The 25,730-nt window shown below is 57.7% G+C and carries 27 protein-coding genes, 1 tRNA gene and 2 pseudogenes; 8 read left to right on the top strand and 22 right to left on the bottom strand.

Going from position 1 to position 25,730, the window contains the following annotated elements; translation table 11 throughout:
- Positions 1-35: 35 nt before the first annotated feature.
- From AC0L7U_RS16370 to AC0L7U_RS16340, 7 genes and pseudogenes are all read right to left on the bottom strand, one after another.
- Entirely contained in the window at positions 36-500 is a 465-nt protein-coding gene (locus AC0L7U_RS16370; protein WP_473692171.1) for an arsenate-mycothiol transferase ArsC, read from the bottom strand.
- Positions 501-1,004, bottom strand: a complete 504-nt coding sequence (locus AC0L7U_RS16365) for a UPF0262 family protein (protein ID WP_473692169.1) — start codon at positions 1,002-1,004, stop codon at positions 501-503.
- A 23-nt stretch (positions 1,005-1,027) separates the two neighbouring features.
- Complete coding sequence (gene hisD, locus AC0L7U_RS16360; protein WP_473692167.1) at positions 1,028-2,083, bottom strand: histidinol dehydrogenase; 1,056 nt, start codon at positions 2,081-2,083, stop codon at positions 1,028-1,030.
- A 71-nt stretch (positions 2,084-2,154) separates the two neighbouring features.
- Positions 2,155-2,205 (bottom strand): annotated as a pseudogene (locus AC0L7U_RS16355) (hypothetical protein); the annotation flags it as partial.
- A gap of 91 nt (positions 2,206-2,296) precedes the next feature.
- Complete coding sequence (locus AC0L7U_RS16350) at positions 2,297-2,818, bottom strand: DUF2948 family protein (RefSeq protein ID WP_473692165.1); 522 nt, start codon at positions 2,816-2,818, stop codon at positions 2,297-2,299.
- Positions 2,819-2,986: 168 nt separating this feature from the next.
- Positions 2,987-4,279 (bottom strand): UDP-N-acetylglucosamine 1-carboxyvinyltransferase, encoded by a 1,293-nt coding sequence (gene murA / locus AC0L7U_RS16345; RefSeq protein WP_473692163.1) that lies wholly within the window; start codon positions 4,277-4,279, stop codon positions 2,987-2,989.
- 330 nt (positions 4,280-4,609) lie between these two features.
- Complete coding sequence (locus AC0L7U_RS16340; protein WP_473692161.1) at positions 4,610-4,801, bottom strand: hypothetical protein; 192 nt, start codon at positions 4,799-4,801, stop codon at positions 4,610-4,612.
- Between the two features lie 317 nt (positions 4,802-5,118).
- Here AC0L7U_RS16340 and AC0L7U_RS16335 point away from each other — a divergent pair.
- Positions 5,119-5,193 (top strand) — tRNA-Thr (locus AC0L7U_RS16335).
- Between the two features lie 214 nt (positions 5,194-5,407).
- On the opposite strand, the gene AC0L7U_RS16330 is transcribed toward AC0L7U_RS16335, so the two are convergent.
- From AC0L7U_RS16330 to AC0L7U_RS16320, 3 genes are all read right to left on the bottom strand, one after another.
- The gene (locus AC0L7U_RS16330) at positions 5,408-5,917 is read right to left on the bottom strand and encodes a LysR substrate-binding domain-containing protein (RefSeq protein ID WP_473692159.1); all 510 of its coding nucleotides are present in this window, start codon (positions 5,915-5,917) and stop codon (positions 5,408-5,410) included.
- Positions 5,917-6,372 (bottom strand): LysR family transcriptional regulator, encoded by a 456-nt coding sequence (locus AC0L7U_RS16325; protein WP_473692157.1) that lies wholly within the window; start codon positions 6,370-6,372, stop codon positions 5,917-5,919. The genes AC0L7U_RS16330 and AC0L7U_RS16325 overlap by 1 nt, the downstream gene beginning before the upstream one ends.
- Positions 6,373-6,571: 199 nt before the next feature.
- Positions 6,572-7,348, bottom strand: coding sequence for an SDR family NAD(P)-dependent oxidoreductase (locus AC0L7U_RS16320; protein WP_473692155.1), 777 nt, complete (start codon positions 7,346-7,348; stop codon positions 6,572-6,574).
- Positions 7,349-7,451: 103 nt separating this feature from the next.
- On the opposite strand from AC0L7U_RS16320, the gene AC0L7U_RS16315 reads away from it, so the two are divergent.
- Together AC0L7U_RS16315 and AC0L7U_RS16310 are read left to right on the top strand one after the other, a co-directional pair.
- The gene (locus AC0L7U_RS16315) at positions 7,452-7,817 is read left to right on the top strand and encodes a TetR/AcrR family transcriptional regulator (RefSeq protein WP_473692153.1); all 366 of its coding nucleotides are present in this window, start codon (positions 7,452-7,454) and stop codon (positions 7,815-7,817) included.
- Positions 7,818-7,942: 125 nt separating this feature from the next.
- Positions 7,943-8,110: a hypothetical protein gene (locus AC0L7U_RS16310; protein ID WP_473692151.1), complete on the top strand. Its 168-nt coding sequence runs from the start codon at positions 7,943-7,945 to the stop codon at positions 8,108-8,110.
- A gap of 106 nt (positions 8,111-8,216) precedes the next feature.
- On the opposite strand, the gene AC0L7U_RS16305 is transcribed toward AC0L7U_RS16310, so the two are convergent.
- From AC0L7U_RS16305 to AC0L7U_RS16290, 4 genes are all read right to left on the bottom strand, one after another.
- Positions 8,217-9,509 carry a sugar MFS transporter gene (locus AC0L7U_RS16305; protein WP_473692149.1) on the bottom strand — a complete coding sequence of 431 codons (1,293 nt, stop codon included), beginning with the start codon at positions 9,507-9,509 and terminating at the stop codon, positions 8,217-8,219.
- 372 nt (positions 9,510-9,881) lie between these two features.
- Entirely contained in the window at positions 9,882-10,049 is a 168-nt protein-coding gene (locus tag AC0L7U_RS16300) for a hypothetical protein (protein ID WP_473692147.1), read from the bottom strand.
- A complete protein-coding gene (locus AC0L7U_RS16295; RefSeq protein WP_473692145.1) occupies positions 9,995-10,582 on the bottom strand; it encodes a creatininase family protein in 588 nt (195 codons plus the stop codon). Before AC0L7U_RS16295 ends, AC0L7U_RS16300 begins: the two co-directional genes overlap by 55 nt.
- Complete coding sequence (locus tag AC0L7U_RS16290; RefSeq protein WP_473692143.1) at positions 10,582-11,565, bottom strand: GntR family transcriptional regulator; 984 nt, start codon at positions 11,563-11,565, stop codon at positions 10,582-10,584. Before AC0L7U_RS16290 ends, AC0L7U_RS16295 begins: the two co-directional genes overlap by 1 nt.
- Before the next feature lie 195 nt (positions 11,566-11,760).
- On the opposite strand from AC0L7U_RS16290, the gene AC0L7U_RS16285 reads away from it, so the two are divergent.
- The 5 genes from AC0L7U_RS16285 to AC0L7U_RS16265 all read left to right on the top strand — a co-directional run bounded on the left by AC0L7U_RS16285 (position 11,761) and on the right by AC0L7U_RS16265 (position 17,214).
- A complete protein-coding gene (locus AC0L7U_RS16285; protein ID WP_473692141.1) occupies positions 11,761-13,344 on the top strand; it encodes an ABC transporter substrate-binding protein in 1,584 nt (527 codons plus the stop codon).
- Between the two features lie 80 nt (positions 13,345-13,424).
- Positions 13,425-14,345, top strand: coding sequence for an ABC transporter permease (locus AC0L7U_RS16280; RefSeq protein WP_473692139.1), 921 nt, complete (start codon positions 13,425-13,427; stop codon positions 14,343-14,345).
- 15 nt (positions 14,346-14,360) lie between these two features.
- A complete protein-coding gene (locus AC0L7U_RS16275) occupies positions 14,361-15,215 on the top strand; it encodes an ABC transporter permease (RefSeq protein ID WP_473692137.1) in 855 nt (284 codons plus the stop codon).
- Complete coding sequence (locus AC0L7U_RS16270; RefSeq protein ID WP_473692135.1) at positions 15,212-16,204, top strand: ABC transporter ATP-binding protein; 993 nt, start codon at positions 15,212-15,214, stop codon at positions 16,202-16,204. The genes AC0L7U_RS16275 and AC0L7U_RS16270 overlap by 4 nt, the downstream gene beginning before the upstream one ends.
- The gene (locus AC0L7U_RS16265; RefSeq protein WP_473692133.1) at positions 16,204-17,214 is read left to right on the top strand and encodes an ABC transporter ATP-binding protein; all 1,011 of its coding nucleotides are present in this window, start codon (positions 16,204-16,206) and stop codon (positions 17,212-17,214) included. Before AC0L7U_RS16270 ends, AC0L7U_RS16265 begins: the two co-directional genes overlap by 1 nt.
- 87 nt (positions 17,215-17,301) lie before the next feature.
- On the opposite strand, the gene AC0L7U_RS16260 is transcribed toward AC0L7U_RS16265, so the two are convergent.
- The 8 genes and pseudogenes from AC0L7U_RS16260 to hutI all read right to left on the bottom strand — a co-directional run bounded on the left by AC0L7U_RS16260 (position 17,302) and on the right by hutI (position 25,719).
- Positions 17,302-18,135, bottom strand: a complete 834-nt coding sequence (locus AC0L7U_RS16260) for an amino acid ABC transporter ATP-binding protein (protein WP_473692131.1) — start codon at positions 18,133-18,135, stop codon at positions 17,302-17,304.
- 20 nt (positions 18,136-18,155) lie between these two features.
- Positions 18,156-18,815 (bottom strand): amino acid ABC transporter permease, encoded by a 660-nt coding sequence (locus AC0L7U_RS16255; protein ID WP_473692129.1) that lies wholly within the window; start codon positions 18,813-18,815, stop codon positions 18,156-18,158.
- Between the two features lie 10 nt (positions 18,816-18,825).
- Positions 18,826-19,479, bottom strand: a complete 654-nt coding sequence (locus tag AC0L7U_RS16250) for an amino acid ABC transporter permease (RefSeq protein ID WP_473692127.1) — start codon at positions 19,477-19,479, stop codon at positions 18,826-18,828.
- 101 nt (positions 19,480-19,580) lie between these two features.
- Positions 19,581-20,396, bottom strand: a complete 816-nt coding sequence (locus AC0L7U_RS16245) for a transporter substrate-binding domain-containing protein (RefSeq protein ID WP_473692125.1) — start codon at positions 20,394-20,396, stop codon at positions 19,581-19,583.
- Positions 20,397-20,458: 62 nt separating this feature from the next.
- The gene (hutU, locus tag AC0L7U_RS16240; protein WP_473692123.1) at positions 20,459-22,135 is read right to left on the bottom strand and encodes a urocanate hydratase; all 1,677 of its coding nucleotides are present in this window, start codon (positions 22,133-22,135) and stop codon (positions 20,459-20,461) included.
- 38 nt (positions 22,136-22,173) lie between these two features.
- The gene (gene hutG, locus AC0L7U_RS16235; RefSeq protein WP_473692121.1) at positions 22,174-22,974 is read right to left on the bottom strand and encodes an N-formylglutamate deformylase; all 801 of its coding nucleotides are present in this window, start codon (positions 22,972-22,974) and stop codon (positions 22,174-22,176) included.
- Between the two features lies 1 nt (position 22,975).
- Positions 22,976-24,517 (bottom strand): annotated as a pseudogene (hutH, locus tag AC0L7U_RS16230) (histidine ammonia-lyase).
- Positions 24,514-25,719: an imidazolonepropionase gene (hutI, locus tag AC0L7U_RS16225; RefSeq protein ID WP_473692119.1), complete on the bottom strand. Its 1,206-nt coding sequence runs from the start codon at positions 25,717-25,719 to the stop codon at positions 24,514-24,516. Before hutI ends, hutH begins: the two are co-directional and overlap by 4 nt.
- Positions 25,720-25,730: the final 11 nt, after the last annotated feature.

Raw genomic sequence — 25,730 nt, 5'->3', positions numbered from 1 at the left:
ATCTGACCGCCTTTGCATTGCAAGCCCGGCCCCTGTCAGCTTGCATCCTTGCGCGAGGGCGGGCACCAGTGCAACCGGTCCTTGACGCGGTCCATCAACTGATCCCGCACACCGCGATACGCATCGAGGATCTGCGCCCGACTGCCACGGGCAAGGGTTGGATCCATCGTCGGCCAATACTCCACATCAACGGACTCGCTGCGCGTCAGCTCAATGGCCTTGTGATGTGCTTCCGGCGAGAGCGAGATCACCAGGTCGAATCCCGATTCGTGCAAGGTCTCGAAAGTTTTGGGCTGATGCAAGCTGGTGTCCATGCCAATTTCAGCCATGACCGTATCAACGAAAGGGTCCGGTTCGCCCTGCTTCACCCCGGCCGAGCGGATGTAGATCTCATTGGGAAACAGGTTACGGGCAATCGTGGCGGCCATGGGAGAGCGCACGGCATTCATTCCGCACGCAAACAGGATCGAGCTGGGTCGCTTGTCGTCTTGCTCCACCACCTAGCCTTTCCAATGCAGTGCATAAAGCAGCGTGAAAAGACGCCGCGCGGTCTGGTCGTCAACGGCAATCTTGCCTTGCAACCGTTCCCGCAAGATGGCTGCCCCCTCATCATGCACCCCCCGCCGTCCCATATCGATAGCCTCGATCTGGCTGGGCGTCGACTTGCGGATGGCATCGTAATAGCTGGAACAGATCAGATCGTAGTCCTTGACGATCCGGCGCAACGGCGACAGCGACAGCACATGCGTCACCACCGGACGTCCATCCGGCTGCATCACCTCGAACACCAGCTTTTTCTCGACAACGGACAGGCGCAGAGCAAATTCGCCCCCCTCCTGCCCATCCGGGCAAAAGAGGTTTTCCTCGATCAGGTCATAAATAGCGGCCGCGCGGTTGTGCTCGACGTCCGCCGTTGATCGGGCAATCGACGCCTCGTCGAGAACGACTTCGACGAGCTTGCCGCCTTGCTGCTGTTCTCCAGCCTGCGCTCCTGCTGCGACCATGGCTGCCCTTTCCGTGAAAGGCCTTACATATTCAGACGGATTGCAACCGACCTTGCGTGCGCCTCAAGCCCTTCTGCCTCGCCAAGCGCGATGGCAGCCGGACCAATGGCCCGCAAACTCTCCGGTCCGCACTTCAGAATAGACGTCCGTTTGACAAAGTCCAGAACAGACAAGCCCGAGGAAAAGCGGGCAGAGCGTGCTGTCGGCAAAACATGATTGGTTCCACCAACATAGTCACCAACGGCCTCCGGTGTATAATGCCCCATGAAGACGGCACCGGCGTTGCGAACCTTGCTCAGCAGCGCTTCCGGATCATCAACGGCGAGTTCCAGATGCTCTGGCGCGATGCGGTTGGCCAGTGGCATGGCTGCTTCCAGCGCGTCGACAACGATGATGGCGCCGAAGTCCCGCCAGCTTGCCGCAGCGATGTCAGCCCGTGGCAACACCTTGAGCTGGCGCTGTACCGCCTGCTCAACCGCATCCGCCAGATCTGCACTGTCAGTGATCAGGATGGACTGAGCCACCGCATCATGTTCGGCCTGAGCCAGAAGGTCAGCGGCAATCCAGTCCGGATTGTTGGTCGCATCAGCAATGACCAGAACTTCCGAGGGGCCTGCAATCATGTCGATGCCGACCGTGCCGAACACCCGGCGCTTGGCCGCAGCGACGAACGCATTGCCCGGCCCGACAATCTTGGCAACCGGCGCAATGGTCTGCGTTCCGAAAGCAAGGGCTGCCACCGCCTGCGCTCCGCCAATGCGGTAGATCTCATCAACTCCGGCAATGCGGGCAGCAGCCAGAACCTGCGGGTTCAACACGCCATCCGGGCTTGGCACAACCATGGCCACCCGCTCAACGCCGGCAACCCGCGCCGGCACGGCGTTCATCAACACTGAGCTTGGATAAGAAGCCATGCCGCCGGGCACATAAAGCCCGACCGATTCCACCGCAGTCCAACGCGAGCCAAGCTCCACGCCAACCGCATCCGTATAGCGTTCGTCCACGGGCATCTGGCGGGCATGATGGGCGTGAATACGGTGCCGCGCCAATTCAAGCGCATCAAGGGTCTTTTGAGGCACCTATGGCCGATGACACTGTCGATTTCAGCGTCGGAAACCTTGAGGTCGGCCATAGCGGCAACCTCCAGCCGATCAAACTTTGCCGTGTATTCCAGAACCGCTGCGTCACCGCGCAGGCGCACATCCTCCAGAATATCGCGCACAGTCTGGTCAACATCCTCAGAGGCTTCCCGCTTGCCACTCAGCAAGGCCTGAAAACGGGTCTCGAAGTCATCATCCCTTACACTCAGACGAGAGGCCACGGACACACACTCCTATACTGTCTGATCCTGTACTTGCAGGACCGAAACTCAATCCAAATCGTGAACGGGTCGGCTGGTGGCCTGCCAGGACTGCCCCCAGATCCGACAGGCGCGCCTCGATGCATTCGACGCCGATTTCCAGCGCCACCTCATCAGCAAATTCCAGAATGATGCGACCGGATGGCTCTGCATCCATCTCAAAGCGCATGGCCAGCAGATTGACCACGGTCCCCGATGCTTCCTGCGCGATGCCCCGAATCTTGAACGATGTAACACGGGAAAATGTCAGCGCTGAACGGCGACGCTCGTTCAGGGCCTTGCGCCACCAGGAGCGGCGTTTGTTTTCCCAGACAAATCGGTTGAGGATCAGCGTCACCTGCCCAATAGTAGGCTGGTAGTCAATATTGCCCACAGGCAGAACGGCATCCTGCAGATAGGCCGAGACAATCTGAAGATCCTCGTCATCCAGGGCAGCAAGCTTGAGCAAATTCATGGCGGGCAAAAACCGTTCCTGCTGGGAGTGCCACCTTCTGGCAGCATCCGGGAAAACTGATAGCCCCTGCCACAAAGGTTCGTGGAACAGGGCGACCGTTTCAACTAGCCATTTATGAGGGATTTGGCAAGCAGTGGCCCGGACACGACGCCCGGGCCAACGGCACTGTTAGCCGGAAATACGCTCGATCTGTGCACCACAGCGCGACAGTTTGTCTTCCAGGCGCTCAAACCCGCGATCCAGATGATAGACACGGTTGACGATGGTCTCACCTTCTGCGGCCAGGCCTGCAATGACCAGCGAAACAGACGCCCGCAAATCGGTTGCCATCACCGGCGCACCGCGCAGAGTGCTGATGCCATCCACCACAGCTGTGCGGCCATCGATATGAATCTGAGCGCCGAGACGCGCCAGCTCCTGAACGTGCATGAAACGGTTTTCAAAGATGGTCTCGGTGATACGGCTCTGACCGCCAGCACGCGTCATCAGTGCCATGAATTGCGCCTGCATATCCGTTGGGAAGCCCGGAAAAGGCTCGGTCGTCACATCGACAGGGCGAATGCCGTTGCCATTGCGATAAACTTTCAGGCCCGCATCGGTCTGTGTCAGCTCGACGCCCGCCTGCTCCAGAACGCTGACGACGCTTTCCATCAGATCAGCGCGGCCACCCTTCAAAAGAACGTCACCACCGGTCATGGCGACAGCCATGGCGTAAGTTCCGGTTTCGATCCGATCAGCAACCACCGCATGACGCGCACCATGCAAACGCGCAACGCCTGTGATGCGAATGGTCGAGGTGCCAGCCCCTTCAATCTGCGCCCCCATGGCCTTGAGGCATTTGGCCAAGTCCATCACTTCCGGCTCACACGCTGCGTTGACGATTTCCGTTTCGCCCTGCGCCAACGTCGCCGCCATCATGATGGTGTGGGTTGCGCCAACAGAAACGCGTGGGAATTCGACGCGACCGCCCTTAAGACCACCCTTTGGTGCCCGAACGACGACATAGCCGGCTTCAATCTCGATTTCGGCTCCAAGAGCCTGCAAACCATCAATGAAAAAATCGACCGGACGCGTACCGATGGCACAACCGCCCGGCAACGAGACACGGGCTTCGCCCATACGCGCCAGAAGCGGCCCGACAACCCAGAAGCTTGCACGCATCTTGGACACAAGTTCATACGGGGCGGTGGTGTCGACAATCTCGCGCGCTGTCAGATGAACGGTCTGGCCTTCCAGATCGTCCTGCCCGGTGCGCTTGCCGTTGACCGAGTAATCGACGCCATGGTTCATTAGAATCTGCGTCAACTGAGCCACATCGCGCAGGCGAGGTACATTGGTCAGCGTCAATGTCTCATCGGTCAACAGGGAGGCGATCATCAAGGGCAATGCGGCATTTTTCGCGCCCGAGATTGGAATGACGCCATTCAACTGCGCTCCGCCGATAACCTTGATACTGTCCATTGAAATGTCCCCTTCATGAGAGCGCCGCCCTCTCACCCAAGGCACGTCTCCCGTCTTCAAATAAAAGCAACTGAGCCCTACACCAACAAGCGGCCTAGTTAAACCTGACGATCACCCAACCGACAAGCTCTTGCGTGGATCTTCGGAAATTCAGGCCCTACACATTTCGTGTGGCAGGAGCAAGGCTGCAAGTGCGCGCAAGCAAGATCCGAACAAACCTTATCCCGCCTTGCAGGGGGTTATGCACCTTGAGCGGCGAAAATCCGCGCATCTAACCTCAAAGTCCCGCGGCAGCCGGCCCTCCAGAGCGAGGCACCGACGCCCCCCTCATTATGAACCATCAGAGCCACCCTCCTCTCGCGTCTTGCGGGCCTTGGCCGCTGCCTTGCGCTTGCGCAGATTGGCTCGCAGAGCTTCCGCCAGACGCTCTTCCTTGCTGCCGGCAGGCGCCGCAGCCTTTGACGCCTTGGCCGTCGCCTGTGGCCCGTTCATCGGACTGGCAGATGGGGTATCCTTGCTCATGATCGTCCTCTCAAGTTCCGCCCCCTTTCAACAGCACATGCCACCTGTCGTCAAACCCCAACGGCGCCGTGCCTAAAGGGGAAATCCACAGATGAGCCAGGGCGATTTCACCGCCGCAAGACTGGCTTTTCCGCTAATCCCGCCCTCTCGACCAGAGGTCTTGCCACATCTTGCACAGATGAAATGCGAAGTTTGATAAAAAAGCATGGCAAGACGCTTGCCAGCCTGCCCCAACTATGGCAAAAGCCGCCCTGTTCCGGCGACACAGCGCGCCGACCACTCTGACGTCTCACCTCAAGGCGTTGTCGAGATCAGGAGCTGCCGTAGCTCAGGGGTAGAGCACTCCCTTGGTAAGGGAGAGGTCGAGAGTTCAAATCTCTCCGGCAGCACCATATTTTTCAATAAGTTAGATATGATTTCCGGAGTTCCTTTTGGTTCAATTGAACCAGAGCGACGGAACAAAGACCAATTCCAAATGCCTTATTTTTGATTATTCTGCCGTTGCACACCCCTCTCTTACTGCCCTCTTACCTTCCTTCCATCAAGCTGTTGAATGAGAGCGGCGACCCGATGGCGTGTCAGGATGGCTGACACGTGCAGCAGGCGTTATGATCGCGCGTTCAAAGCCTCTTCAGGCGTCGAGCCATGATCCATTGCATCGCTGGCTTTCACGGCACGGTCGACGGCTTTTTCCATTAGATTGCGCAACCAGACGTGCCCTGCGTCATCATCAAAGCGACGATCCCAGATCAGATGAAAATACTGATTGCTCAACGGCATCGGCGGCCGGATGACTTGCAGGCCATAGCCTTTGGCGACCTTGTTTGCATAGACAGCGGGCAAAACACCGATCAGGTCTGTTTCCGATGCAATCTGCGCAATCGAACTGACCTTGTGAACCAGAACCTTCTGCATACGGCCGGAGCGCTGCCAGACCGTCACTTTCTCGGTGTTCTGCAATTTTGCCGAGCCCAACGCCAATGCAACAAAATGCTCCTGCATCAGGGATTCGGGCGCAATGCGCCCCTGAATGCGCGGATGATCCAGTCTGGCAACAATACGCAAATCAACCGGACAGAGCACCTGACTGTTCAGATCGCCTTCGTCCAGCGGCATCAGGAAGGCAGAAAGCTCACAATGCCCCCCTGCAACGCATCTTCAACGCTGAACACCTGCGGCGGCAACAATTCAAATGTGAGCTGCGCCGTTGCGGGCAAGGTGTTGAAGATCTCGGTCACGATGATCCGCTCCAGCGGGTCGGCAACCAGCAGCCGGAAGTGGCGTTTGCTGGTCAACGGATCAAACTGGCCCGGAGGGCCAAGCGACTTGCGAATGGCGCCAAGTGCAAGTCGCACCGGGCCAATGATCTCCTCGGCCCGCTCAGTCGGCGCGACCCCGTTGCCCTGGCGCACGAACAAGCGATCATTCAACTGGCCGCGCAGACGGCTGAGGGAATTGGACAAGGCGGGCTGGCTCAAATCCAGTTGCTCAGCTGCGCGTGAAATGCTGCGAACGGAATAAATCTTCTCGAAGATCAACAAGAGATTGAGATCAATATCGCGCATGTTCATGGTAATGGGGTCTCTGTACTGCGGGCGAAAGCCAAATTTCTGCGCACTTTACGCATCTTCTGACGTTACGCAACTCTACCTAGAGTAGAGATCACAGGTTTAGGACGCAGACCCATAAATGCCCCATCAATCTGACAAAAGTCGGGCGAAGCTGACGCACCATGAAGCGCGCTTGCATCGCCCGACCTTGCTTGACACGTTATGCGGATGCGCGATACCGGTCAGCCGGTGTGTCGCTGATCGATGGCAGTAGCGCGTGACGGCCTGCCTCAAACGTCTGCCACAGCGCTTCGTCAGTCAACGGCGGGATGGTGACGAGTTCTCTGCGATCAAAGCCGACCAGAGCTGCTTCGACCAGATCCTCCACCTCCATCACATTGGGCAAAGTGTCGACATCCATATCAGACCGCTGCCAGATATCGGTGCGTGTCGCAGCAGGCAGCACGGCCTGAATATAAATTCCCTGACTTCCAACTTCGCCCGCCAGAGATTGTGACAAGGACAACATGTAGGATTTTGTCCCCCCATAGATGCCCCTCAGCAATTCCGGAGCGAGGCCGACAATGGATGAAATATTGATGATAGACCCCTCGCCTCGCGGCAGCATCGACTGAAGTGCAGCAGATGCCAAAAGCGTCGGAGCTGTCACATTCAGACTGATCAGCATTTGCAAATCGACTGCACTGGCCGTAGCAAATCCGCCAGCAAGATTGGTTCCGGCATTATTGACCAGCAAATCAATGGCAGGATCCCTCCTCAGCCGATCAGCAATCTGCTCGATTTGATCTGCGACACTGAGGTCGGCGGTCAGGACCTCGACCTGAACGCCGGAGGTCTCGCGCAGACGTGCGGCCAGCGCATCAAGCTTGTCAGTCGACCGTGCGACCAGAACGAGATGATAGCCACGATCGGCGAGCTTTTGCGCATAGACGGCGCCGATGCCGCCGGACGCGCCGGTGATGAGTGCTGTTGGCATTTCTCTAACCTCTTGTTGAGTGCGAGTGCTTCGCTTAAATTAGATGATATACATCATCCTCAATTCAAGATGATGGCCGTCATCTTTTTTTAAAAGGGATCTCATGGGCACCAGTCGAGAGAAAAAGGCAGAAAGTCGTCACGCCATCATCAAGGCGGCAGCGCGCCTGTTTCGCGAGCGTGGCATCAACGGCGTCAGCGTTGGTGAAATCATGTCGGCAGCCGGGCTGACCCATGGGGGATTTCCGCGCCATTTCGCCAATAAAGGCGAATTGGTCACCGAGGCTCTCAAAGCGTCCCGCATGAGTGAGACCGCCCTGAGCTTCGACAGCACTCCGGCCTATCAGTCATTTGCCTGTGGCTACCTGAGTGAGCGCCACCGCGACGCACGTGGCGACGGCTGCGTTCTGGCAGCACTGGCGCAGGAAGCAAGCCGCGGAGACAGTCCCTACAGGCGCGCCATGTTCTGAGCGAAGCGCTGCTTGCGCAAATCACGTCCCTCGCCGACGTTTCACGCTCTGGTACAGTCACCCCCTTTACGGGGTGCGCCGCACCTGATGACAATGAGAGTGCAGCCATCGGCAACTGGGCCGCCATGGTTGGGGCACTTGTTCTGGCCCGCCTTGCTGATACGGAAGATCTTTCCAGCAAGATCCTGCAAGGCACACGCATCTTTCTCGGCGTCGATGGGCAGGACCGTACCGACCCGGAGGGACCAGCGCCCGCACCAGATCTTGTCTTTCCAGACACGCCAGAGGCATGAATCGGCAGGCCGTAAAAAAACGGCGGCTACCACCGGAGTGGAGCCGCCGTTTTCCGACCGGTACGGGAGGGTGCCGGTCTTTGACGTTTACAGCGCTATTGCTGCATCAGGCCGTCTTAGCCCTGGATGCCGGCTTGTGGCCGATCACGCCGTAATAGGCGATGAAGACGTAGCAGATCACCGGCATCAGGAAAGCTTCCTGAATGCCGAAATGGTCGGCCAGAAACCCTTGCAGAACCGGAAGAACTGCGCCGCCGACAATAGCCAGACACAAGATGCCTGACCCCTGACTGGTGTGACGGCCAAGACCATCAAGCGCCAGAGAGAAGATTGTCGGGAACATGATCGAGTTGAACAGGCCAACAGCCAGAACGGTCCACATGGCAACATGGCCGGTTGTGGCAAAGGTCACCAGCAACAGGATCCCCGCGATTACCGCGTTGAATGCAAGCGCCTTGCCGCTATCGATGTAGCGCATGGCAAAAGACCCGATGAAGCGACCCACCATGGCGCCCCCCCAGAAGTAAGCCACATAGTTGGCAGCCTTGTCTTCGGCGAGGCCTGCAATGTTCGGCTCATGCAGGAAATTCACCAGAAAACTGCCAACGCTGACTTCTGCTCCGACATACAGGAAGATGCCGATGGCACCGAGCACCAGATGGCGATAGCCCCAGGCTGACCCCATCACCACGCTGCCAGCAGGTGCCGTCACGTCGTTTTCGTCCTCATCCACCGTCGGCAGTTTGAGGAAGGCGAAAACAGCAGCCAGCACCAGGAAAGTGGCTGCGAGAATGAGATACGGCATCTTGACCGCATCAGCTTCCGCTGCCTTGCTCATGCCGGAGGCCGCAGCCGTGGCTCCGCCCAGGATCAGCAACGAGCCGAACCAGGGAGCAACAGTCGTTCCGAGCGAGTTGAACGCCTGCGTCATGGTCAACCGGCTGGCGGCTGTCTCAGCCTTGCCGAGCACCGTGACATAGGGGTTGGCAGAGACCTGCAACAAGGTCACGCCCGTCGCCAGCACGAACAGCGCACCAAGGAAGAACGGATAGGAGATCATGCTTGCAGCCGGCACGAACAGCACACAGCCGACAGCGCAGACCAGAAGACCCAGAACGATACCGCCCTTGTAGGAAATCCGCTTGACGATGGCGCCAGACGGAATCGACATCAGGAAGTATGCGCCGAAAAAGCAGAGCTGAATCAGCATGGATTGTGCGTAGTTCAGCGAAAACACATTCTTCAGATGTGGCACCAGGATGTCGTTGAGACACGTGATGAAGCCCCACATGAAGAACAGCACAGTCAGGGCGGAGAGTGCGAAGCCAAAGTTGCTTCCGCCCTTTCCCCCCGCGCGGGTTGCCGAAGACCCCGTCGCATCAGCTTGAATTGAAGACATCCCAAAAAACCTCCTGCCGTATACGTAGAAACGCCTTATTTCACGATTTTTTGAGAAAGGTCAAAATTTAATTATACCCCTATGATTAATTGCACTCTTGAAATCATTTCGCACCTGCCCAAGTACCGCGTACGTAAGCCGTACAGACTCCTTCAAGGAAATTAATAATTTAGGCTAAAAACACACTCTGCATCAGCCTCGAAATTTCACTTTGTTCGCAGTTGCAAAAAATTTTCCGAGTGTCCCTGAGCTCTGCGCTTTCCCTTTATAAAACGGTCTTGTTTGACTGAAGAACCATGCTGAAACGAAAACGGGCGAGCAGGAATAATCCTGCCCACCCGTTCCAAATGATTTCACTCAGGCATGCAGCACTCAGCTCCAGGGCCCTTGAAGCAGTTCGCGTGTTTCGGCCACACCCGCATCCCAGACACTCTGCATGTCTTCATCGGATCGCTGATAGACGCCACCGAAGTTACCATCACCAATCAGCTCGCGTACGGCGTTAGGACCGCGCACACGCATGCGGGCAAAATCGACCATAGGCTTCTGCTCGTCCGGTTGAGCAACCCCGGCCAGACGGGTCCAGGGAAATTCTCCATCCACGATGCATGGGACGCAACAGGGTCGATTTCCTGCACCTTGACAAGGGTCTTCGGCGCATTCCACCAATTGTGAAACCGGACAGCGCAATCGGGATTGTCACCCATCCACTCAAGCGCGAAATTACCGGCCGGAATGTTACCGCCATGACCGTTGACGATCAGAATGCGGCGAAATCCATGACTTTTCAGGCTGTTCAACACATCCCGCACGACATTTAAATACGTTTCGATGCGCAGGCTGACTGTGCCCGGGTAAGCCATGAACGATGGTGTAATGCCATAAGGCACGACCGGAAAAACAGGCACACCCAGAGGCTCGGCGGCCTCTACCGACATGCGCTCGGCAAGAATGGAATCAACGGACAGCGACAGATAGGCGTGCTGCTCGGTACACCCAAGAGGCAGAACCGCGAGGTCATTGCTCTCAAGATATTTTTCCACCTGGCCCCAATTCATATCACTGATCTTCATTACAAGTCCTTTTCATTAGCGTGTGCCGCCGCGGCCTTTTCAACGAGAGGCAAAAGAACCCGGTCGACATCTGCCGGATCGGGGTCGTGGCGATATTCAAATCTGAGAGCGCCCTCCCGCGCCCGTTCGGCTGTCGCTTCAGTTCCCGTGGCATAGACGATAACGTCCGCCTTGGTCAGATGGCTTTCGACGCCCGGATCATCAAAGTTGATCGTCACCACCTGCGAAACATGGGCAGCGAACCGCTGCATTGCAGAGACAAAAACCGGAATAAAGTCAGGGAACTGCGACAACACGAGAACTCTTGCCGTTGGCGGGATCGCAGCGAGCGAGAGACGTGTTTTTTCCGATGGAATGAAGCGCAGAATCTCCACCTTTGCGGTCGGGATCAGTTCCGCCAGCTCACGATCACGATTGCTGAAGGTGACGACAAAATCCGCCGAAGCAGCAACTGCGCGCTGTCTCGCATCTGACCGCAAGCCATCCAATGTCATTGGCTCGACAACGACCCCCTCCCCAAGCTGGGCGGCGATCAGCCTTGCGTAGCTGTTGGTGGCCTCCGGGAAAAGGCCAGCCATCACGATATGCAACCTGCGGCCCGTCTGCATGCGATGGCGGAAGCGTGCCCGCAGGATGGCGATCAGGTCATCGGCCCCAACCCCCAACTCCAGCGCGGTATCCACCACCCGATCAATCTGAAGGTGCAAATCGGACGTATCCGATCGTTGAGCTGTGCGGGTTTGCGAACAGTCTGCGATGAATGTGCCCGCGCCACGGCGGGCTTCCAGAATGCCTTCGTTCTTCAACTCTCGATAAACCTGGCTCACCGTCATGGGAGCGACACCGACCGTCTCGGCCATTTCGCGAACAGACGGCAAGGCATCACCAACACGCAATTCGCCAAATGCAATAGCAAATTCGATGACGCCCTTGAGTTGTTGGCGCAAAGGCACAGGCAATGTTCGGTCGATCCTGAAGTCCATCGGCCCCTCTGAAGTGTTATAGTGATTCATCACACACAAGGAATACAATTTCACATAATTCCCTTGCTGCACAAATTGTTACACAAGGCTGCCACTTTTTGCGTCACGATTTTTTTATTGACAAGGTCACTATTTCCGTAAAATCGTTATAGTCAACTATAACAATAAGACCAACCTTCAAATCAGGGGATTTTGATGAAAAGCTTTCTCAAGACGGCTCTCGTCAGCACGATGATGGTAAGCGCCAGCCTGACCGCTGCGCATGCCGTCGAGCGTGGTGGCGTCATGACCTATGGGCGCTTCGCCGACAGCATGCTGCTCGACCCGGTCTACAATCAGGGCAACGTCGACATCTGGGTGCTGTCCAACCTTTATGACACGCTTATTCTGCCGACGAAGGATGGCAAAGGCCTGAAGCCCGGGCTCGCCACCAAGTGGCAGATTTCCGACGACGGGCTTGCCGTCACACTGACCCTTCGCAAAGGCGCCGAATTCTCCGATGGCTCGCCCATCACCGCAGAAGACGTACGCTGGTCACTGGACCGTGCTGCCAATCCAAAGAACGGCATCTGGAACTTCCTGCTGGGTGCAGTGAAGACCGTGACCATCAAGGATGACAGCACCGTCGTCATGCATCTGAAGCATCCTGATCCAGCGATCCTGCATGCCTTGACCGTGTTCAATTCGGCCATCATGCCTGAAAAACAGTATGAGGCTTCCGAAGGCAAAACAGACGAAGACAAGGCCAAGAGCTTTGCCAAGAATCCGGTCGGCTCTGGCCCCTTCGTACTGAAATCCTGGGACCGCGGCTCCTCCATGCAGCTCGTCGCCAACAAGCATTATTGGGCCAAAGGGGCCGACGGCAAACCCCTGCCCTATCTGGACGGCATCAAGTTTGAAATCATTCCGGATGACGCAACGCGTATTCTGAAGCTTCAGTCCGGCGAGCTGGACGGTACGGAATACATTCCTTACGCGCGTGTCAGCGAGTTGAAGGCCGATACCAAGATCAACATGGCGCTGTTCCCATCCACACGTGTCGAATACGTCACGATGAATGTGCGCAAGGAACTGGGCGGCAACAAAAACCCGCTGGCCAATGTCAAGGTTCGCCAGGCGTTGAACTACGCCACCAACAAAAAGGCCATCATCCAGATCGTTACGCATGGCGTGGGATCTCCGATGACCTCCTTCATGTCATCGGCAACGCCGCTGCACTCCGGCGACAAGCCGCTGTATCCATATGATCTGAAAAAAGCCAAGACGCTTCTGGCCGATGCGGGATATCCGAAGGGCTTTGAAACAAGCATCCTTGTCCTTGCGGGCAATCAGGACGAAATTGGCATTGCCACGACCCTGCAACAGATGTGGGCCCAGCTCGGGGTTAAGCTGAAGATCAACCAGGTCGACAACGGCACCCGGGACAGCCAGTACCGTAGCGGCACCTTCCACATGCGGATGTCTGTATGGACGGACGACATTGCCGATCCGAACGAGTTCACATCCTATGCTGTGTACCCGCCGACTGTCGATTCGATCCACACCCACTGGAGCAACAAGGACGCAACCAAGCTCTTTGAAGCCTCGCAAAAGGAACTGGATCCAAAGAAACGTGCTGAGGATTACGCCAAGATCCAGAAGATCTTCAACACAACCGGTCCAACGATCCCGCTTTACGAAACACCGTATCCCGTGGCTCTGGCGAAAGACGTCCACGGCTTCGAGCAGATCCCGCTGGGAAATAATATCTTCCGGTATACCTGGATCTCCAAGAAGTAAGCCTGCCTGATGGCTTGGGAAGAAGGACCGCAGCCATTCTGTGGCCCTTCTTCTTTGCCTTGCGACCTAGGATCAGTTCTTTGACTGCACTCAACTTCATCTTGCGCCGCATATTGCAGATGATCCCGACGATTGCCTTCATTCTCGTCGTGACCTTTGTTCTTGTCCGTTTGCTCCCCGGCGACCCGGCAACCGTCATGCTGGGGGATCGCGGCACGGCGGCGGACATCGCCCGCATCAATGCCCAGCTTGGGCTCGACAAACCGGTGCTCGTCCAGTTCTTCTACTTCATTCGCAACGTGTTTTCCGGACAACTCGGAGAATCGATTGCACTGCGCATTCCAGTCACCAGCCTGTTGGCAGACCGATTGCCTGTCACCCTGCTTTTGACCGGCATGGCTGCCATCATTGCCATCGGCCTGTCCGTACCTCTGGCTTTTCTGGCAGCCCTGCGCCCCAACAAGGCCGCGGACACCGCCATTCGCGGCACGTTTCAGGTTGGCCTGTCGATGCCCGTGTTCTACGTCGGCCTGCTGTTATTGATCGTCTTTTCCGCAAATCTGCATTGGTTTCCGGTTGGGGGGTATGGCGACACATTCGGTGCGCATCTCTACCACCTGTTCCTGCCTGCGGTGACGTTGGCACTCAGTCTGTCCGCCATTTTGATGCGAAACTTACGCGCCGCCATTCTGGACGTCATCGACGCCGAGTATGTGGATTTTGCTCGTTCCAAAGGTCTTCGCATCAAGATCATTCTCGGCCGCCACGTGCTGCGCAACGCCCTCATTTCGACCATCACCCTGTTTGGCCTGCAGGTCGGGGTTTTGCTGGGCGGCGCAGTGATCACCGAGACCGTATTCGCCATTCCCGGTGCCGGACGCCTGATGATCGACAGCATTTATGGCCGTGACTATCCGGTTATTCAGGGTCTGACGATTTCTCTGGCCATCATCGTGTCACTGATCTTTCTCGCCACCGACCTGCTACAGGCCTTGGCTTGACCCGAGGATTTCCCGATGAGTGAGACCGCAACTCAACCTCTTGCGGCCCGCAAGGCTCGCTGGCCGAAAAAACTGCCAATCACCTTTATAGGAGGTGGTCTGATCCTGCTGATCAGCCTGTATCTGGCGGTTTTCCCTTCCACAGTTGCCCCATATGATCCGAATGCCTTTGACTATGGCGCACTGCTGCAAGCTCCAAGCTGGACCCACCCCTTCGGCACGGACAACTTCGGCCGTGACATGCTTTCGCGCGTCATACACGCCTATACCATCGACATGCAGATCGCCGTTTTTGCGACCTTCGTGCCAGCCGTCGTCGGCACCATCATCGGCGCGTTCGTCGGCTATGCTGGCGGCCTGACGGAATCCATCTTCGGACGCATCGTCGATGCCACCATCACCTTTCCTTTCCTCGTGCTGGTGATCGCCATCGTTTCGGTTCTGGGCCCTGGCCTGATCAATATGTACATCGCCGTCGGCATCATTGACTGGGTGTTCTATGGCCGACTGACGCTTGGCGAAATCAAGGTCCAGAAGCGCCTGGACTATGCGGAAGCGGGCAAGGTGATGGGTTACTCCGCCACACGCATCATCTTCCGCCATCTCCTGCCCAACGCCATGACACCAGCCATCGTCTACTGGATGACAGATATGGCGCTGGCCATCCTGCTCGGCTCCAGTCTTGGCTATCTGGGCCTGGGGGCGCAACCGCCCGCCGCCGAATGGGGCGTCCTGATTGCCAATGGCAAAAACTTCATGACCACAGCCTGGTGGATCTCTGTGTTCCCGGGGATCGCGATCATCATCACCGGACTGGGTTTCAGCTTGCTCGGTGATGGCGTCACGGAACTTCTAAGGATCAAGAAATGACTTCAGCAACACCGGCTTTGCGCGTCAGGGGGCTGACGACGACCTTCAACACCCCCAAAGGTCCCGTACGCGCCGTGGATGACGTCAACTTTGATGTCTACAAGGGAGAAATACTTGGTCTCGTGGGTGAGTCCGGCTCAGGTAAAAGTGTCACGTTACGGTCGCTCATCCGACTGTTGCGCGCCACCGGCGAAATCAGCGGTTCCATTGAATGGGAAGGCCGCGATCTTCTCTCCATGTCGAAGGACGCCTTGCGTCGGGTACGCGGTGGCGAAATCGCCATGATCTTTCAGGAGCCGATGACAGCCCTCAACCCGGTGCTGCCCATCAAAGTACAGATTGACGAGAACCTGCGCGCCCATACGGATCTGGATGCGAGGGCACGCCAGAAACGGTCTCTTGAACTTCTCGACATCGTGGGCATTCCCGCGGCTCAAACACGCCTCAACGATTACCCGCATCAGTTTTCCGGCGGCATGCGCCAACGGGCCATGATCGCCATTGCCCTGGCCTGCTCACCGCGCCTGTTGCTGGCCGACGAACCAACAACAGCGCTGGATGTCACCATTCAGGATCAGATCCTGAAACTCATTCTTGACCTGCGCGATGAATTCGCCATGAGCGTCGTGCTGGTGACCCATGATCTGGGTGTTGTCGCCAGTGCCTGCGATCGGGTTGCTGTCATGTATGCCGCACGGCTTGTCGAAACCGCCAATGTGCGCGACATCCTTGCAAAACCTTATCATGCTTATACGCGCGGACTTATCGGCTCAGTACCGAGAGGCGGCAGCGAGCGCTCGCAATTACAGTCTATTGATGGCACCCCGCCAAGTCTGACCAATATGCCGAAAGGCTGCTCCTTCAACCCGCGCTGCGATTTCGCAACGGACCAATGCCGCGACAGAAAGCCAGAATTGCTGCCTTTCGATGACAACCGCTCGGTCGCCTGTTTTCACAGCACTGCCGTCGCCCAAGCAGGAGTGGCCTGATGCCAGACACCTCATCCCCCATCCTGTCATTGACGCAGATCACCAAGGAATTTGACGCCGGACAGACCATTTCACGTCGACTGTCGGGAAAACCACGTCTGATGGTACATGCGCTGAATGGCGTCGATATGGAGGTGCGCGCTGGAGAAACTCTTGGCATTGTTGGAGAAAGTGGGTGCGGCAAGTCCACTCTGGCGCGGTGCCTTGTTGGGCTTTATGAACCAGAAGACGGCAAGATCCTGTTCAAGGGTCAAGATATTGCCGAGCTGAAGGGGCCTGCACGCCGAGATTTCAATCGCCGTGTGCAGATGATCTTTCAGGATCCCTACTCATCGCTGAACCCGCGTATGACGGTACGCCAGACACTCACCGAAGCGCTGAAGGTCCACAAGATGCGACCCAAGGCAGACATTCCGAACCGGATCGACGAGCTGTTGGATCTGGTGCGCCTGCCTGCCGATGCGGCAGACCGTCATCCGCATGAATTCTCCGGCGGCCAGCGTCAACGCATCGGCATTGCCCGCGCACTCGCCGTCGAACCAGAAATCATCATTGCCGACGAGTTGGTTTCTGCTCTCGATGTCTCGGTGCAGGCGCAGGTGATCAACCTGCTCTTGCAGCTTCAGGAAGACCTTTCGCTCACCGTCATTTTCGTGGCGCATGATCTACGGCTTGTGCGTCATATCTCGCACCGTGTGGCCGTGATGTACCTGGGGCGTATCGTGGAAGTTGCGCTAACGGAGGACCTTTTTACAACTCCACGGCATCCCTATTCCAAAGCATTGCTGGACGCGGCTCCGGATCTCGATCCGGACAAACGCTCAGAGAAGTCTGCAGCCAAAGGAGAACTGCCAAGTCCCCTCGACTTGCCAACCGGCTGCCCGTTTCACACGCGCTGTTCGGTCGCCTTCGACACATGCAACGTCGACCGTCCGGAACTGACAAAGCGTGGCACGGGACATTTTGCAGCCTGTCACCTGAAGGAATTCGGCTTGGGCAGTGCAGCCTGAGCCCGTTCATGTGACAGAACTTGAAAGGGGATGATCCGCCCCCGGATCATCCCCTCTTTTTATCCAAATAGCCCTTTTGACACGTGGCTACACCACGTTGCGCTCGCGGTAAGTCTGAAGAAAACTGCGAATGCGCGGGTCTTCCGGCTCTTCGCCAAAGATTTCCTTTGGCGGCACACACGTGACGAGCCGCCCTTGCTCCAGAAAGGCTACACGGTCGGCAACATGGGCGGCAAAGCCCATTTCATGCGTTACCACCACCATGGTCATGCCTTCGGCCGCCATTTCCTTCATGACTGACAACACTTCGCCCACCAGTTCCGGGTCCAGCGCTGAGGTCGGCTCATCAAAGAGCATCACACGGGGTTCCATGGCAATCGCCCTGGCAATGGCAACACGCTGCTGCTGACCGCCGGACAGATTGGCCGGGTAATTGTTCATCCGGTCACCCAGGTTGACCTTTTCCAGCGCGGCGCGCGCTTTCTCCATTGCCTGCGCCTTCGACAGTTTCTTGACCTGCGTCAGGGCTTCCGCAACATTCTCGATGGCGGTCATGTGCGGCCACAGATTGAACTGCTGGAACACCATACCGATGTGTTGGCGCTGACGCCGCAAGGTGCTTGAGGCGACGGGCTGGCGTGGTGTCGCCATGGCATTTTGCCAGCCGATCAACTCGCCTTCCAGATGGACCTCCCCCCGGTCATAGGCCTCAAGAAAATTAAGACAGCGGAGCAAGGTGCTCTTGCCCGACCCGGACGGGCCGATGAGACACAAAACTTCCGAGCGATTGACGTCCAGATCAATGCTGCGCAAGGCTTCGAAGTCACCAAAGAACTTGCTCAGTTTGCGCACCGTGATGATCTGCTCACCGGCGGCTCCTGCCTGTGTCGGGGACGGGGTATCGGTCTGTGGATCTGTCATGTTTTGCTTTTCCATTTTCGTCAGGCCCGCCTCAGATGGCGCGTCACACGGGCTTCCGCCTTGCCGCCCAGCCAACTGGTCACCATCACCATGAGCCAGTAGAACAGCGACAGCACCAGGAAGGGTTCAACGTATGTATACGTCTCAGACGCCATCGTCTGTGTCTGGAACAGCAATTCCGGCACCGTCACGACGGACAGGATCGCGGTTTCCTTGGTCAGAATGATGAAGAAATTCACCAGCGGTGCGACAGTCGGCACGAGCATCTGCGGCAGGATGATCCGCCGCAGGATACGCATCTCCGACAGGCCGACACAGCGGGCGGCCTCGATCTGGCCTTGCGGAATGGCATTGAAGCCGGAGCGAAAGATCTCGGAGAAATACGGACTGCCATAGACAATGAAGCTCAGGATGCCCGCCTCGACCGGAGACAACACCAGCCCCACGTAAGGACCGCCGTAATAGAGGATGAACAACTGGATCATGAAGGGTGTGCCGCGGATCACCTCGACATAAGCGAAGATGATCCAGCGCAGGACCCTTGGCCCCCAGCGGTAAAGGCACGCCAGCGCAAAGCCCAGAATGACTCCACCAAGCGACCCGAAGATCCAGCACAGAATGGTGATGCCAAAGCCGAACAGCAGGTCGGGTGCGTAATGAAGGATAAGTGCGAAATCCATGCGGCGGCTCCTATCCGATCTGCAAGCGACGTTCGACAATCCGACCCAGCGTCGAGATCACCAGATTGATCAGGAAATAGATCACACCAGCAGCGATGTAGATTTCCAGCGGACGATAGGTTTCACCGGTGATATTCTGCGCCACGCGCGTCAATTCGCCAATGCCCACGACCGAGGCGAGCGACGAGACCTTGACCAGCAGGATCAACTCGTTGACCAGCGATGGCAGACCGATGCGGACGGCTTGCGGGATCAGAATTCGCGCCCACAACGACAATGGCGGAACGCCCAGCGCATCAGCGGCTTCAATCTGGCCATGCGGAATGGCAATCAGTGATCCGCGCAAGATTTCGGACGTGTAGGCGGCCGAACACATGCCGATGGCCAGAATGGCCGCCGGAATGGCTGGCAGGTTCAGGCCGATGTAAGGCAGCATGTAAAAGAACATCAGGAGCTGCACCAGCAGCGGAACGCCGCGGAAAAAACTGATGTAGACAGCTGCAAGCCGCCAGATGACCTGCCCGCGGGACAGGCGGGCTGCACACAGCACAGTGCCCCAGCACATGCTGATGACCATGCCAGCAAGCGAGATCAGAACGGTCCACTTGGCAGCATCAAGCAAATACGGCAGATTGTGCCAGATGGTCTGAAAGGAAAAATTCAAGATCGCATCCCCGAAGACGAATGACCTGGGCCGTCCGAGTATCCCGGACAGGCGGCGGGGAGCCCGGCGGCAACAGTGTCACCGCCGGGAACCATCGTCGATTACTTGACGTCGGGCATCGTGGTAGGCAGCTCGGGAGACGAGCCGAGCCACTTTTCATTGATGGCCTTCAGACGTCCGTCTTCATGCATCTTCAACAGCGACGCGTTGATTGCCTTGATCAGGCTTTCAGACCCATCCTTGCGGGTCACCCAGCCGAAGTACTTCGGATCACCGAAAGGCGGCAGAACAACCTTGAAGAGGTTCGGGCGCTTGACGCTGGCATAGCCCATGAGCGGCAGCGAGTTGGCAACGGCCTGAATGCGACCGGCCGCCAGATCAGCGAGAGCCTGGTCGATGTTGACGTATTCACGCACAGTGGCAGGCGGGTTCAGCTTGGCAGAGAATGCCTTGAGCTGCTCAAGCTGTGACGAGCCCTTCTGCGAACCAACCGTCTTGCCGGCAATGTCTTCCGGCTTGGTGATGCTGTCGTCACCCGCCTTCTTGGCCAGCGCGACAGTGGCATTGCCGATCGGCAGCGTGAAGGCATAGCGCTTTTCACGCTCTGCCGTCAGTGTCACTGGTGCATTGACGAAATCGAACTTGCCCGCATCCAGACCCGGCAGGATTGAGTTCCACGGCAGATCGATGAACTTGGCCTTGACGCCCAGGTCCTTGGCCACCTCGACAAAAAGATCATGCGACAGGCCGACATACTTGCCGTCCTTGAGCAGATCGAACGGCGCATAGTGCATTTCCGTCGCGGAAACGATCACACCCTTGGCCTTAATGTCAGACAGCATGTCTGCCTGGGCGGCCTGAGCCAGGCCCATGGTCATTCCGGCTGCCACGAGCAATCCGACTACTTTATTCTTCATGTCAATTCCCCTGTTTTTATGGAAGATTGAAAGCACCTTATGGCTTGTTTTTATTATATTTTTTAGTCTTTGGGCAGAATACCGGGAAGGTTCAGCCCATTTTCTTTCGCACAGTCTATGGCAATGTCATAGCCCGCGTCTGCATGACGCATGACACCGGTGGCCGGATCATTCCACAGGACGCGCGCCAGACGTTCATCAGCATCCGTCGAACCGTCACAGCAGATGACCATTCCGGCGTGTTGTGAAAAACCCATGCCGACCCCACCGCCGTGATGCAGCGACACCCACGTGGCGCCCGATGCAGTGTTCAGCAATGCGTTGAGAAGCGGCCAGTCAGACACGGCGTCCGAGCCATCCTTCATGGCTTCGGTCTCGCGGTTCGGGGAGGCCACAGAGCCAGAGTCCAGATGATCTCGACCAATGACGACCGGGGCCTTCAACTCACCGTTGCGAACCATTTCGTTGAAGGCAAGGCCGAGGCGATGGCGCTGACCAAGACCAACCCAACAGATGCGGGACGGCAAACCCTGGAAGGAAATGCGCTCCCGCGCCATGTCCAGCCAGTTGTGCAGATGTTCGTCGTCCGGGATCAACTCCTTGACCTTCTGATCGGTCTTGTAGATGTCTTCCGGGTCGCCGGACAGCGCTACCCAACGGAAGGGACCGACACCACGGCAGAACAGCGGACGAATGTAAGCCGGCACGAAGCCCGGAAAAGCGAAGGCATTTTCCAGACCTTCATCCAGAGCGACCTGGCGAATATTGTTGCCGTAATCCAGCGTCGGAATGCCCTTGTCCCAGAAGGCGATCATCGCTTCAACATGCTCACGCATCGATGCGCGAGCTGCCTTCTCGACAGCTTTCGGATCGCTTTCCTGCTTCTCGCGCCATTCAGCCACGCTCCAGCCCTTGGGCAGATAGCCGTGGACAGGATCATGGGCCGAGGTCTGATCGGTGACAATGTCGGGACGAACACCGCGTCGGGCCAGTTCCGGGAAGATGTCGGCAGCATTGCCGACCAGCCCAACGGACTTGGCCTCACCTGCCTTGGTCCAGCGCTCGATCATCTCCAGCGCGTCGTCAAGACTATGCGCCTTTTCATCGACGTAACGGGTCCGCATACGGAAATCGATGCGGCTTTCATCGCATTCAACCGCCAGACAACAGGCCCCTGCCATGACAGCGGCGAGAGGCTGTGCACCACCCATGCCCCCCAGACCACCAGTCAGGATCCATTTGCCCTTGAGATCGCCATTGTAATGTTGGCGCCCCGCTTCCACGAAAGTTTCATAGGTGCCCTGGACGATGCCTTGTGCGCCAATGTAGATCCATGACCCGGCCGTCATCTGACCGTACATCATCAAACCCTTCTTATCGAGTTCGTTGAAGTGGTCCCAATTGGCCCAATGCGGCACGAGATTGGAATTGGCGATCAAAACGCGCGGCGCATCCTTGTGGGTGCGGAACACACCGACCGGCTTGCCGGACTGAACCAGCAGCGTTTCAGTGTCTTCCAGCGTTTTCAGCGCCGCGACAATGCGATCAAAGTCTTCCCAGGTGCGCGCTGCGCGGCCAATACCACCATAGACAACCAGCTCATGCGGGTTTTCCGCCACATCCGGGTGCAGGTTGTTCATCAACATGCGCAACGGTGCCTCGGTAAGCCAGGACTTGGTGTTCAGCTCGGTCCCGGTGGGCGGGAACACATCGCGGGAATTATGACGGCGATCGACCATGGATCAGGTACTCCGGAAGGATCAAACAGTTCGGTTTCTTATCGGGGCAAATCTTTGGCGGCGGTCGCCAGATCTGCGAGAATATGTGCCAGCACGTCACGCAAAGATGTGGCGCGGCCTTCGTCATACTCGAAGGGCAGTGCCTCGCTGGCCAGATGGGTGGATTGGGCCAGTTCCATCTGGATGGCATGGACCTTGTCCTGCGGCTGACCGTAATGCCGCGTGGTCCAGCCGCCCTTGAAGCGTCCATTGAGAATATGCGTGTAGCCCGTGGCCTGAGCGGCGCGACCGAGTACCGCGCTTTCGATTTCGGGGGCACAGGTCGTGCCCTGATTGGTGCCGATGTTCATGTCCGGCAGCTTGCCGTCGAACAGGAACGGAATATGCGAGCGGATCGAATGGCAATCATACAGCACCGCGTAACCGTGACGGGCCTTCGCCCGGTCGATTTCGGCCTGCAACGCCGTATGGTAGGCCGCATGAAAAGCGCTCAGGCGGCGGGCGATTCCCGCCTCATCAGGGGCCTGCCCTTCCTTGTAAATCGGCTTGCCGTCAAAATCGGTGGTCGGGCACAAGGACGTGGTGTTCTGGCCCGGATACAGGCTCACGCCCTCCGGGTCCCGGTTTGCATCAATCACATAGCGATGGAAGGTGGCACAAACCATCGTCGTGCCCGGCAACAGATCCGAGTACAACCGGTCGACATGCCAATCCGTATCGGCAAGCGCCCGCCCTGTCTCGTTGAGGGTGTCCCAGACCTCTGCCGGGACATGAGTGCCAGCATGGGGAACACCAAGAATGACAGGGCCATCGCCGCGGTGAACTTTAACGGGATCCATCTCAGTTCTCCAATTCGAGCAAGGCCGTGCCATCGACGGCGGCCAGAAGTCTGCCGGACGAAACGATCTTTGTGGCAGCCTCCAGATCCGGGGCCATGAAACGATCTGTTTCAGGCTCGCTACATCTTCACGCAGGCAATCAATGGCTTTTTGCAGAGCAGCGCTCGTCTTTAACGGGGTCCGACACTCGACGCCCAGCGCCGCGCACAAAAGCTCCACGCCGAGGATGTGACCAAGATTGCTGGTCATGCGCCCCAGCCGACGCGCCCCATGCGCGGCCATCGATACATGGTCTTCCTGATTGGCGCTGGTCGGCGTGGAATCCGTCGAGCAGGGATGCGCGATATGCTTGTTCTCGCTCATCAGCGCTGCCGTGGTGACTTCAGCAATCATCAATCCGGAATTAAGCCCCGGATATTTGGCAAGGAACGGCGGAAGATCAAACGACAAGGTCGGATCCACCATAAGCGCCACGCGACGCTGGGCGATCGAACCGATTTCAGCCAAAGCCAGCGCAATCTGATCCGCTGCAAAAGCCACCGGCTCAGCGTGGAAGTTGCCGCCAGAGACGATCTGATCGGCTTCGGTCAAAACCAGAGGATTGTCGGTTGCGGCGTTGGCTTCGATCACCAGCGTGCCTGCCGCCATGCGCAGCAGATCCACACAAGCGCCCACCACCTGCGGCTGGCAGCGAATGCAATAAGGATCCTGCACGCGGCTGTCGCCTTCACGGTGGCTTTCACGAATTTCAGATCCGGCCATCAGGCCGCGCATCCCGGCGGCAACCTCGATCTGACCACGGTGCCCGCGCAAGGCGTGAATTTCCGGCAGCAGCGGCGCGGTCGAGCCCATGATGGCATCAGTCGACAGAGACGAGGTTACGAGACAGGACTGCGCCAGACGCCAAGGCATCGAACAAGCCTATGAGCGCATAAGCGGTCGAAAACTGTGTGCCATTGATCAGGCCGAGGCCTTCCTTGGGGCCAAGCACCACCGGCGTAAGGCCTGCCGAGCGCAGGGCCTTGGCCCCACTCATGCGCTTGCCCTCGTAATGGGCCTCGCCTTCACCGATCATCACGGCCGTCATATGGGCCAGAGGCGCCAGATCCCCGGACGCGCCGACGGAGCCTTGCGCAGGAACAAGCGGGGTCACGCCTTTGTCCAGCATGGCCTCGATCAATTCAAGAACCTCCCAGCGCACACCGGACGCGCCGCGAGACAGCGACAGGAGCTTGAGGACCATCATCAGGCGCACCACGCCACGGGGCATCGGATCGCCAACGCCACAGCAGTGCGACAAGATGAGGTTGCGTTGCAGTGTCTCAGTGTCTTCCGGCGCAATCTTGACGCTGGCCAATTTGCCGAAGCCCGTGTTGACGCCATAAACAGCATCCTCACCGCTCGCGGCCTTGCGCACTCGGGCTGCCGCCCGGTCAACGCCATCCTTGGCGGCACGGTCGATCTGCACTGCCAACTCGCCGCGGTAAATCTGTTCAAGCTGGTCGAGCGTCGTCGCGCCAGGATGGAGGACAATAAAACTCATGACAAGCCTCCGAAAATGCGTTCATGCAAGGGATTGAAGCCGATCCGGTAAGCCAGTTCGGCAGGATGGGAAATGTTCCAGATCGCCAGGTCTGCACGCAGGCCAACTTTCAGTTCGCCGCAATCGGCCAGACCCAAGGCTTGTGCCGCCACGCGTGTCGCGCCTGAGAGCGCCTCTTCCGGCGTCATGCGGAAACAGGTGCACGCCATGTTGAGTGTCAACAACAGCGAGGACATAGGTGATGAACCGGGATTGCAGTCGGTACTGACAGCCATCGCAACCTGATGCTTGCGCAGCAGATCTACCGGCGGAGCCTGCGTTTCGCGCAGGGTGTAAAAGGCACCGGGCAACAGCACAGCCACGCTGCCCGCTTTCGCCATGGCCTTCACGCCGGTTTCGTCGAGATATTCCAGATGATCCGAGGACAAGGCCCCATAGTCGGCGGCCAGCGCAGCTCCTCCAAGATTGGAGAGCTGTTCAGCATGCAGCTTGATCGGCAGGCCAAGCTCGCGTGCCTTGTCAAAAACTTTCGACATTTCGGCCGGAGAGAAGGCAATGCCCTCACAGAAGCCATCGACCGCATCTACCAGGCCTTCGGCGTGCGCGGCTTCCAGCGTTGGCAGGCACACCTCATCGAGATATTGGACCGGGGCACCTTTGTATTCGGCAGGCACCGCATGTGCGCCAAGAAAACTGGTCAGAACCCGAACAGGCCGCACCTTGCCGATCTGACGAGCAACGCGCAGCATCCGCAATTCGGTCTCGCGATCGAGCCCGTAGCCGGACTTGATCTCCATGGTCGTGCCGCCCTCGGCAATGAAGGCATCGACCCGCGGCAAAGCCTGCCGCAGCAAGTCGTCTTCCGAGGCTGACCGGGTTGCGGACACGGTGGAGACGATGCCGCCACCGGCGCGCGCCACCTCTTCGTAACTTGCCCCTTCGAGGCGCATTTCGAACTCGCGCGCTCTGTCGCCACCGAACACCACATGCGTATGGCAATCGATCAGCCCGGGCGTGACCAGACGGCCTCCGGCATCCTTTTCAGGCAGGGTCGAAAATTGAGCAGGAACATCGGCATGATCGCCAATCCAGACAATCTTTCCATCACTTACGGCAAGAGCATTCGCCTGCGAAAGTCCGTAGGCAGCCTCGCCAGCCTGCAAGGTTGCAAGCGTGGCGTTTGTCAGAAGAAAGGATGACAAGAGCAACTCCA

Source organism: Roseibium sp. 10G30-5 (assembly GCF_055809635.1).
This window is presented reverse-complemented; position numbering and strand designations above follow the sequence as displayed.

Coding starts and splice junctions, on each gene's coding strand:
- AC0L7U_RS16365 (WP_473692169.1), bottom strand. CDS start 1,004: ATGGTCGCAGCAGGAGCGCAGGCTGGAGAACAGCAGCAAGGCGGCAAG.
- AC0L7U_RS16350 (WP_473692165.1), bottom strand. CDS start 2,818: ATGAATTTGCTCAAGCTTGCTGCCCTGGATGACGAGGATCTTCAGATT.
- murA (WP_473692163.1), bottom strand. CDS start 4,279: ATGGACAGTATCAAGGTTATCGGCGGAGCGCAGTTGAATGGCGTCATT.
- AC0L7U_RS16340 (WP_473692161.1), bottom strand. CDS start 4,801: ATGAGCAAGGATACCCCATCTGCCAGTCCGATGAACGGGCCACAGGCG.
- AC0L7U_RS16330 (WP_473692159.1), bottom strand. CDS start 5,917: ATGCCGCTGGACGAAGGCGATCTGAACAGTCAGGTGCTCTGTCCGGTT.
- AC0L7U_RS16325 (WP_473692157.1), bottom strand. CDS start 6,372: ATGAACATGCGCGATATTGATCTCAATCTCTTGTTGATCTTCGAGAAG.
- AC0L7U_RS16320 (WP_473692155.1), bottom strand. CDS start 7,348: ATGCCAACAGCACTCATCACCGGCGCGTCCGGCGGCATCGGCGCCGTC.
- AC0L7U_RS16315 (WP_473692153.1), top strand. CDS start 7,452: ATGGGCACCAGTCGAGAGAAAAAGGCAGAAAGTCGTCACGCCATCATC.
- AC0L7U_RS16310 (WP_473692151.1), top strand. CDS start 7,943: ATGGTTGGGGCACTTGTTCTGGCCCGCCTTGCTGATACGGAAGATCTT.
- AC0L7U_RS16305 (WP_473692149.1), bottom strand. CDS start 9,509: ATGTCTTCAATTCAAGCTGATGCGACGGGGTCTTCGGCAACCCGCGCG.
- AC0L7U_RS16300 (WP_473692147.1), bottom strand. CDS start 10,049: ATGGTCGATTTTGCCCGCATGCGTGTGCGCGGTCCTAACGCCGTACGC.
- AC0L7U_RS16295 (WP_473692145.1), bottom strand. CDS start 10,582: ATGAAGATCAGTGATATGAATTGGGGCCAGGTGGAAAAATATCTTGAG.
- AC0L7U_RS16290 (WP_473692143.1), bottom strand. CDS start 11,565: ATGGACTTCAGGATCGACCGAACATTGCCTGTGCCTTTGCGCCAACAA.
- AC0L7U_RS16285 (WP_473692141.1), top strand. CDS start 11,761: ATGAAAAGCTTTCTCAAGACGGCTCTCGTCAGCACGATGATGGTAAGC.
- AC0L7U_RS16275 (WP_473692137.1), top strand. CDS start 14,361: ATGAGTGAGACCGCAACTCAACCTCTTGCGGCCCGCAAGGCTCGCTGG.
- AC0L7U_RS16270 (WP_473692135.1), top strand. CDS start 15,212: ATGACTTCAGCAACACCGGCTTTGCGCGTCAGGGGGCTGACGACGACC.
- AC0L7U_RS16265 (WP_473692133.1), top strand. CDS start 16,204: ATGCCAGACACCTCATCCCCCATCCTGTCATTGACGCAGATCACCAAG.
- AC0L7U_RS16260 (WP_473692131.1), bottom strand. CDS start 18,135: ATGACAGATCCACAGACCGATACCCCGTCCCCGACACAGGCAGGAGCC.
- AC0L7U_RS16255 (WP_473692129.1), bottom strand. CDS start 18,815: ATGGATTTCGCACTTATCCTTCATTACGCACCCGACCTGCTGTTCGGC.
- AC0L7U_RS16245 (WP_473692125.1), bottom strand. CDS start 20,396: ATGAAGAATAAAGTAGTCGGATTGCTCGTGGCAGCCGGAATGACCATG.
- hutU (WP_473692123.1), bottom strand. CDS start 22,135: ATGGTCGATCGCCGTCATAATTCCCGCGATGTGTTCCCGCCCACCGGG.
- hutG (WP_473692121.1), bottom strand. CDS start 22,974: ATGGATCCCGTTAAAGTTCACCGCGGCGATGGCCCTGTCATTCTTGGT.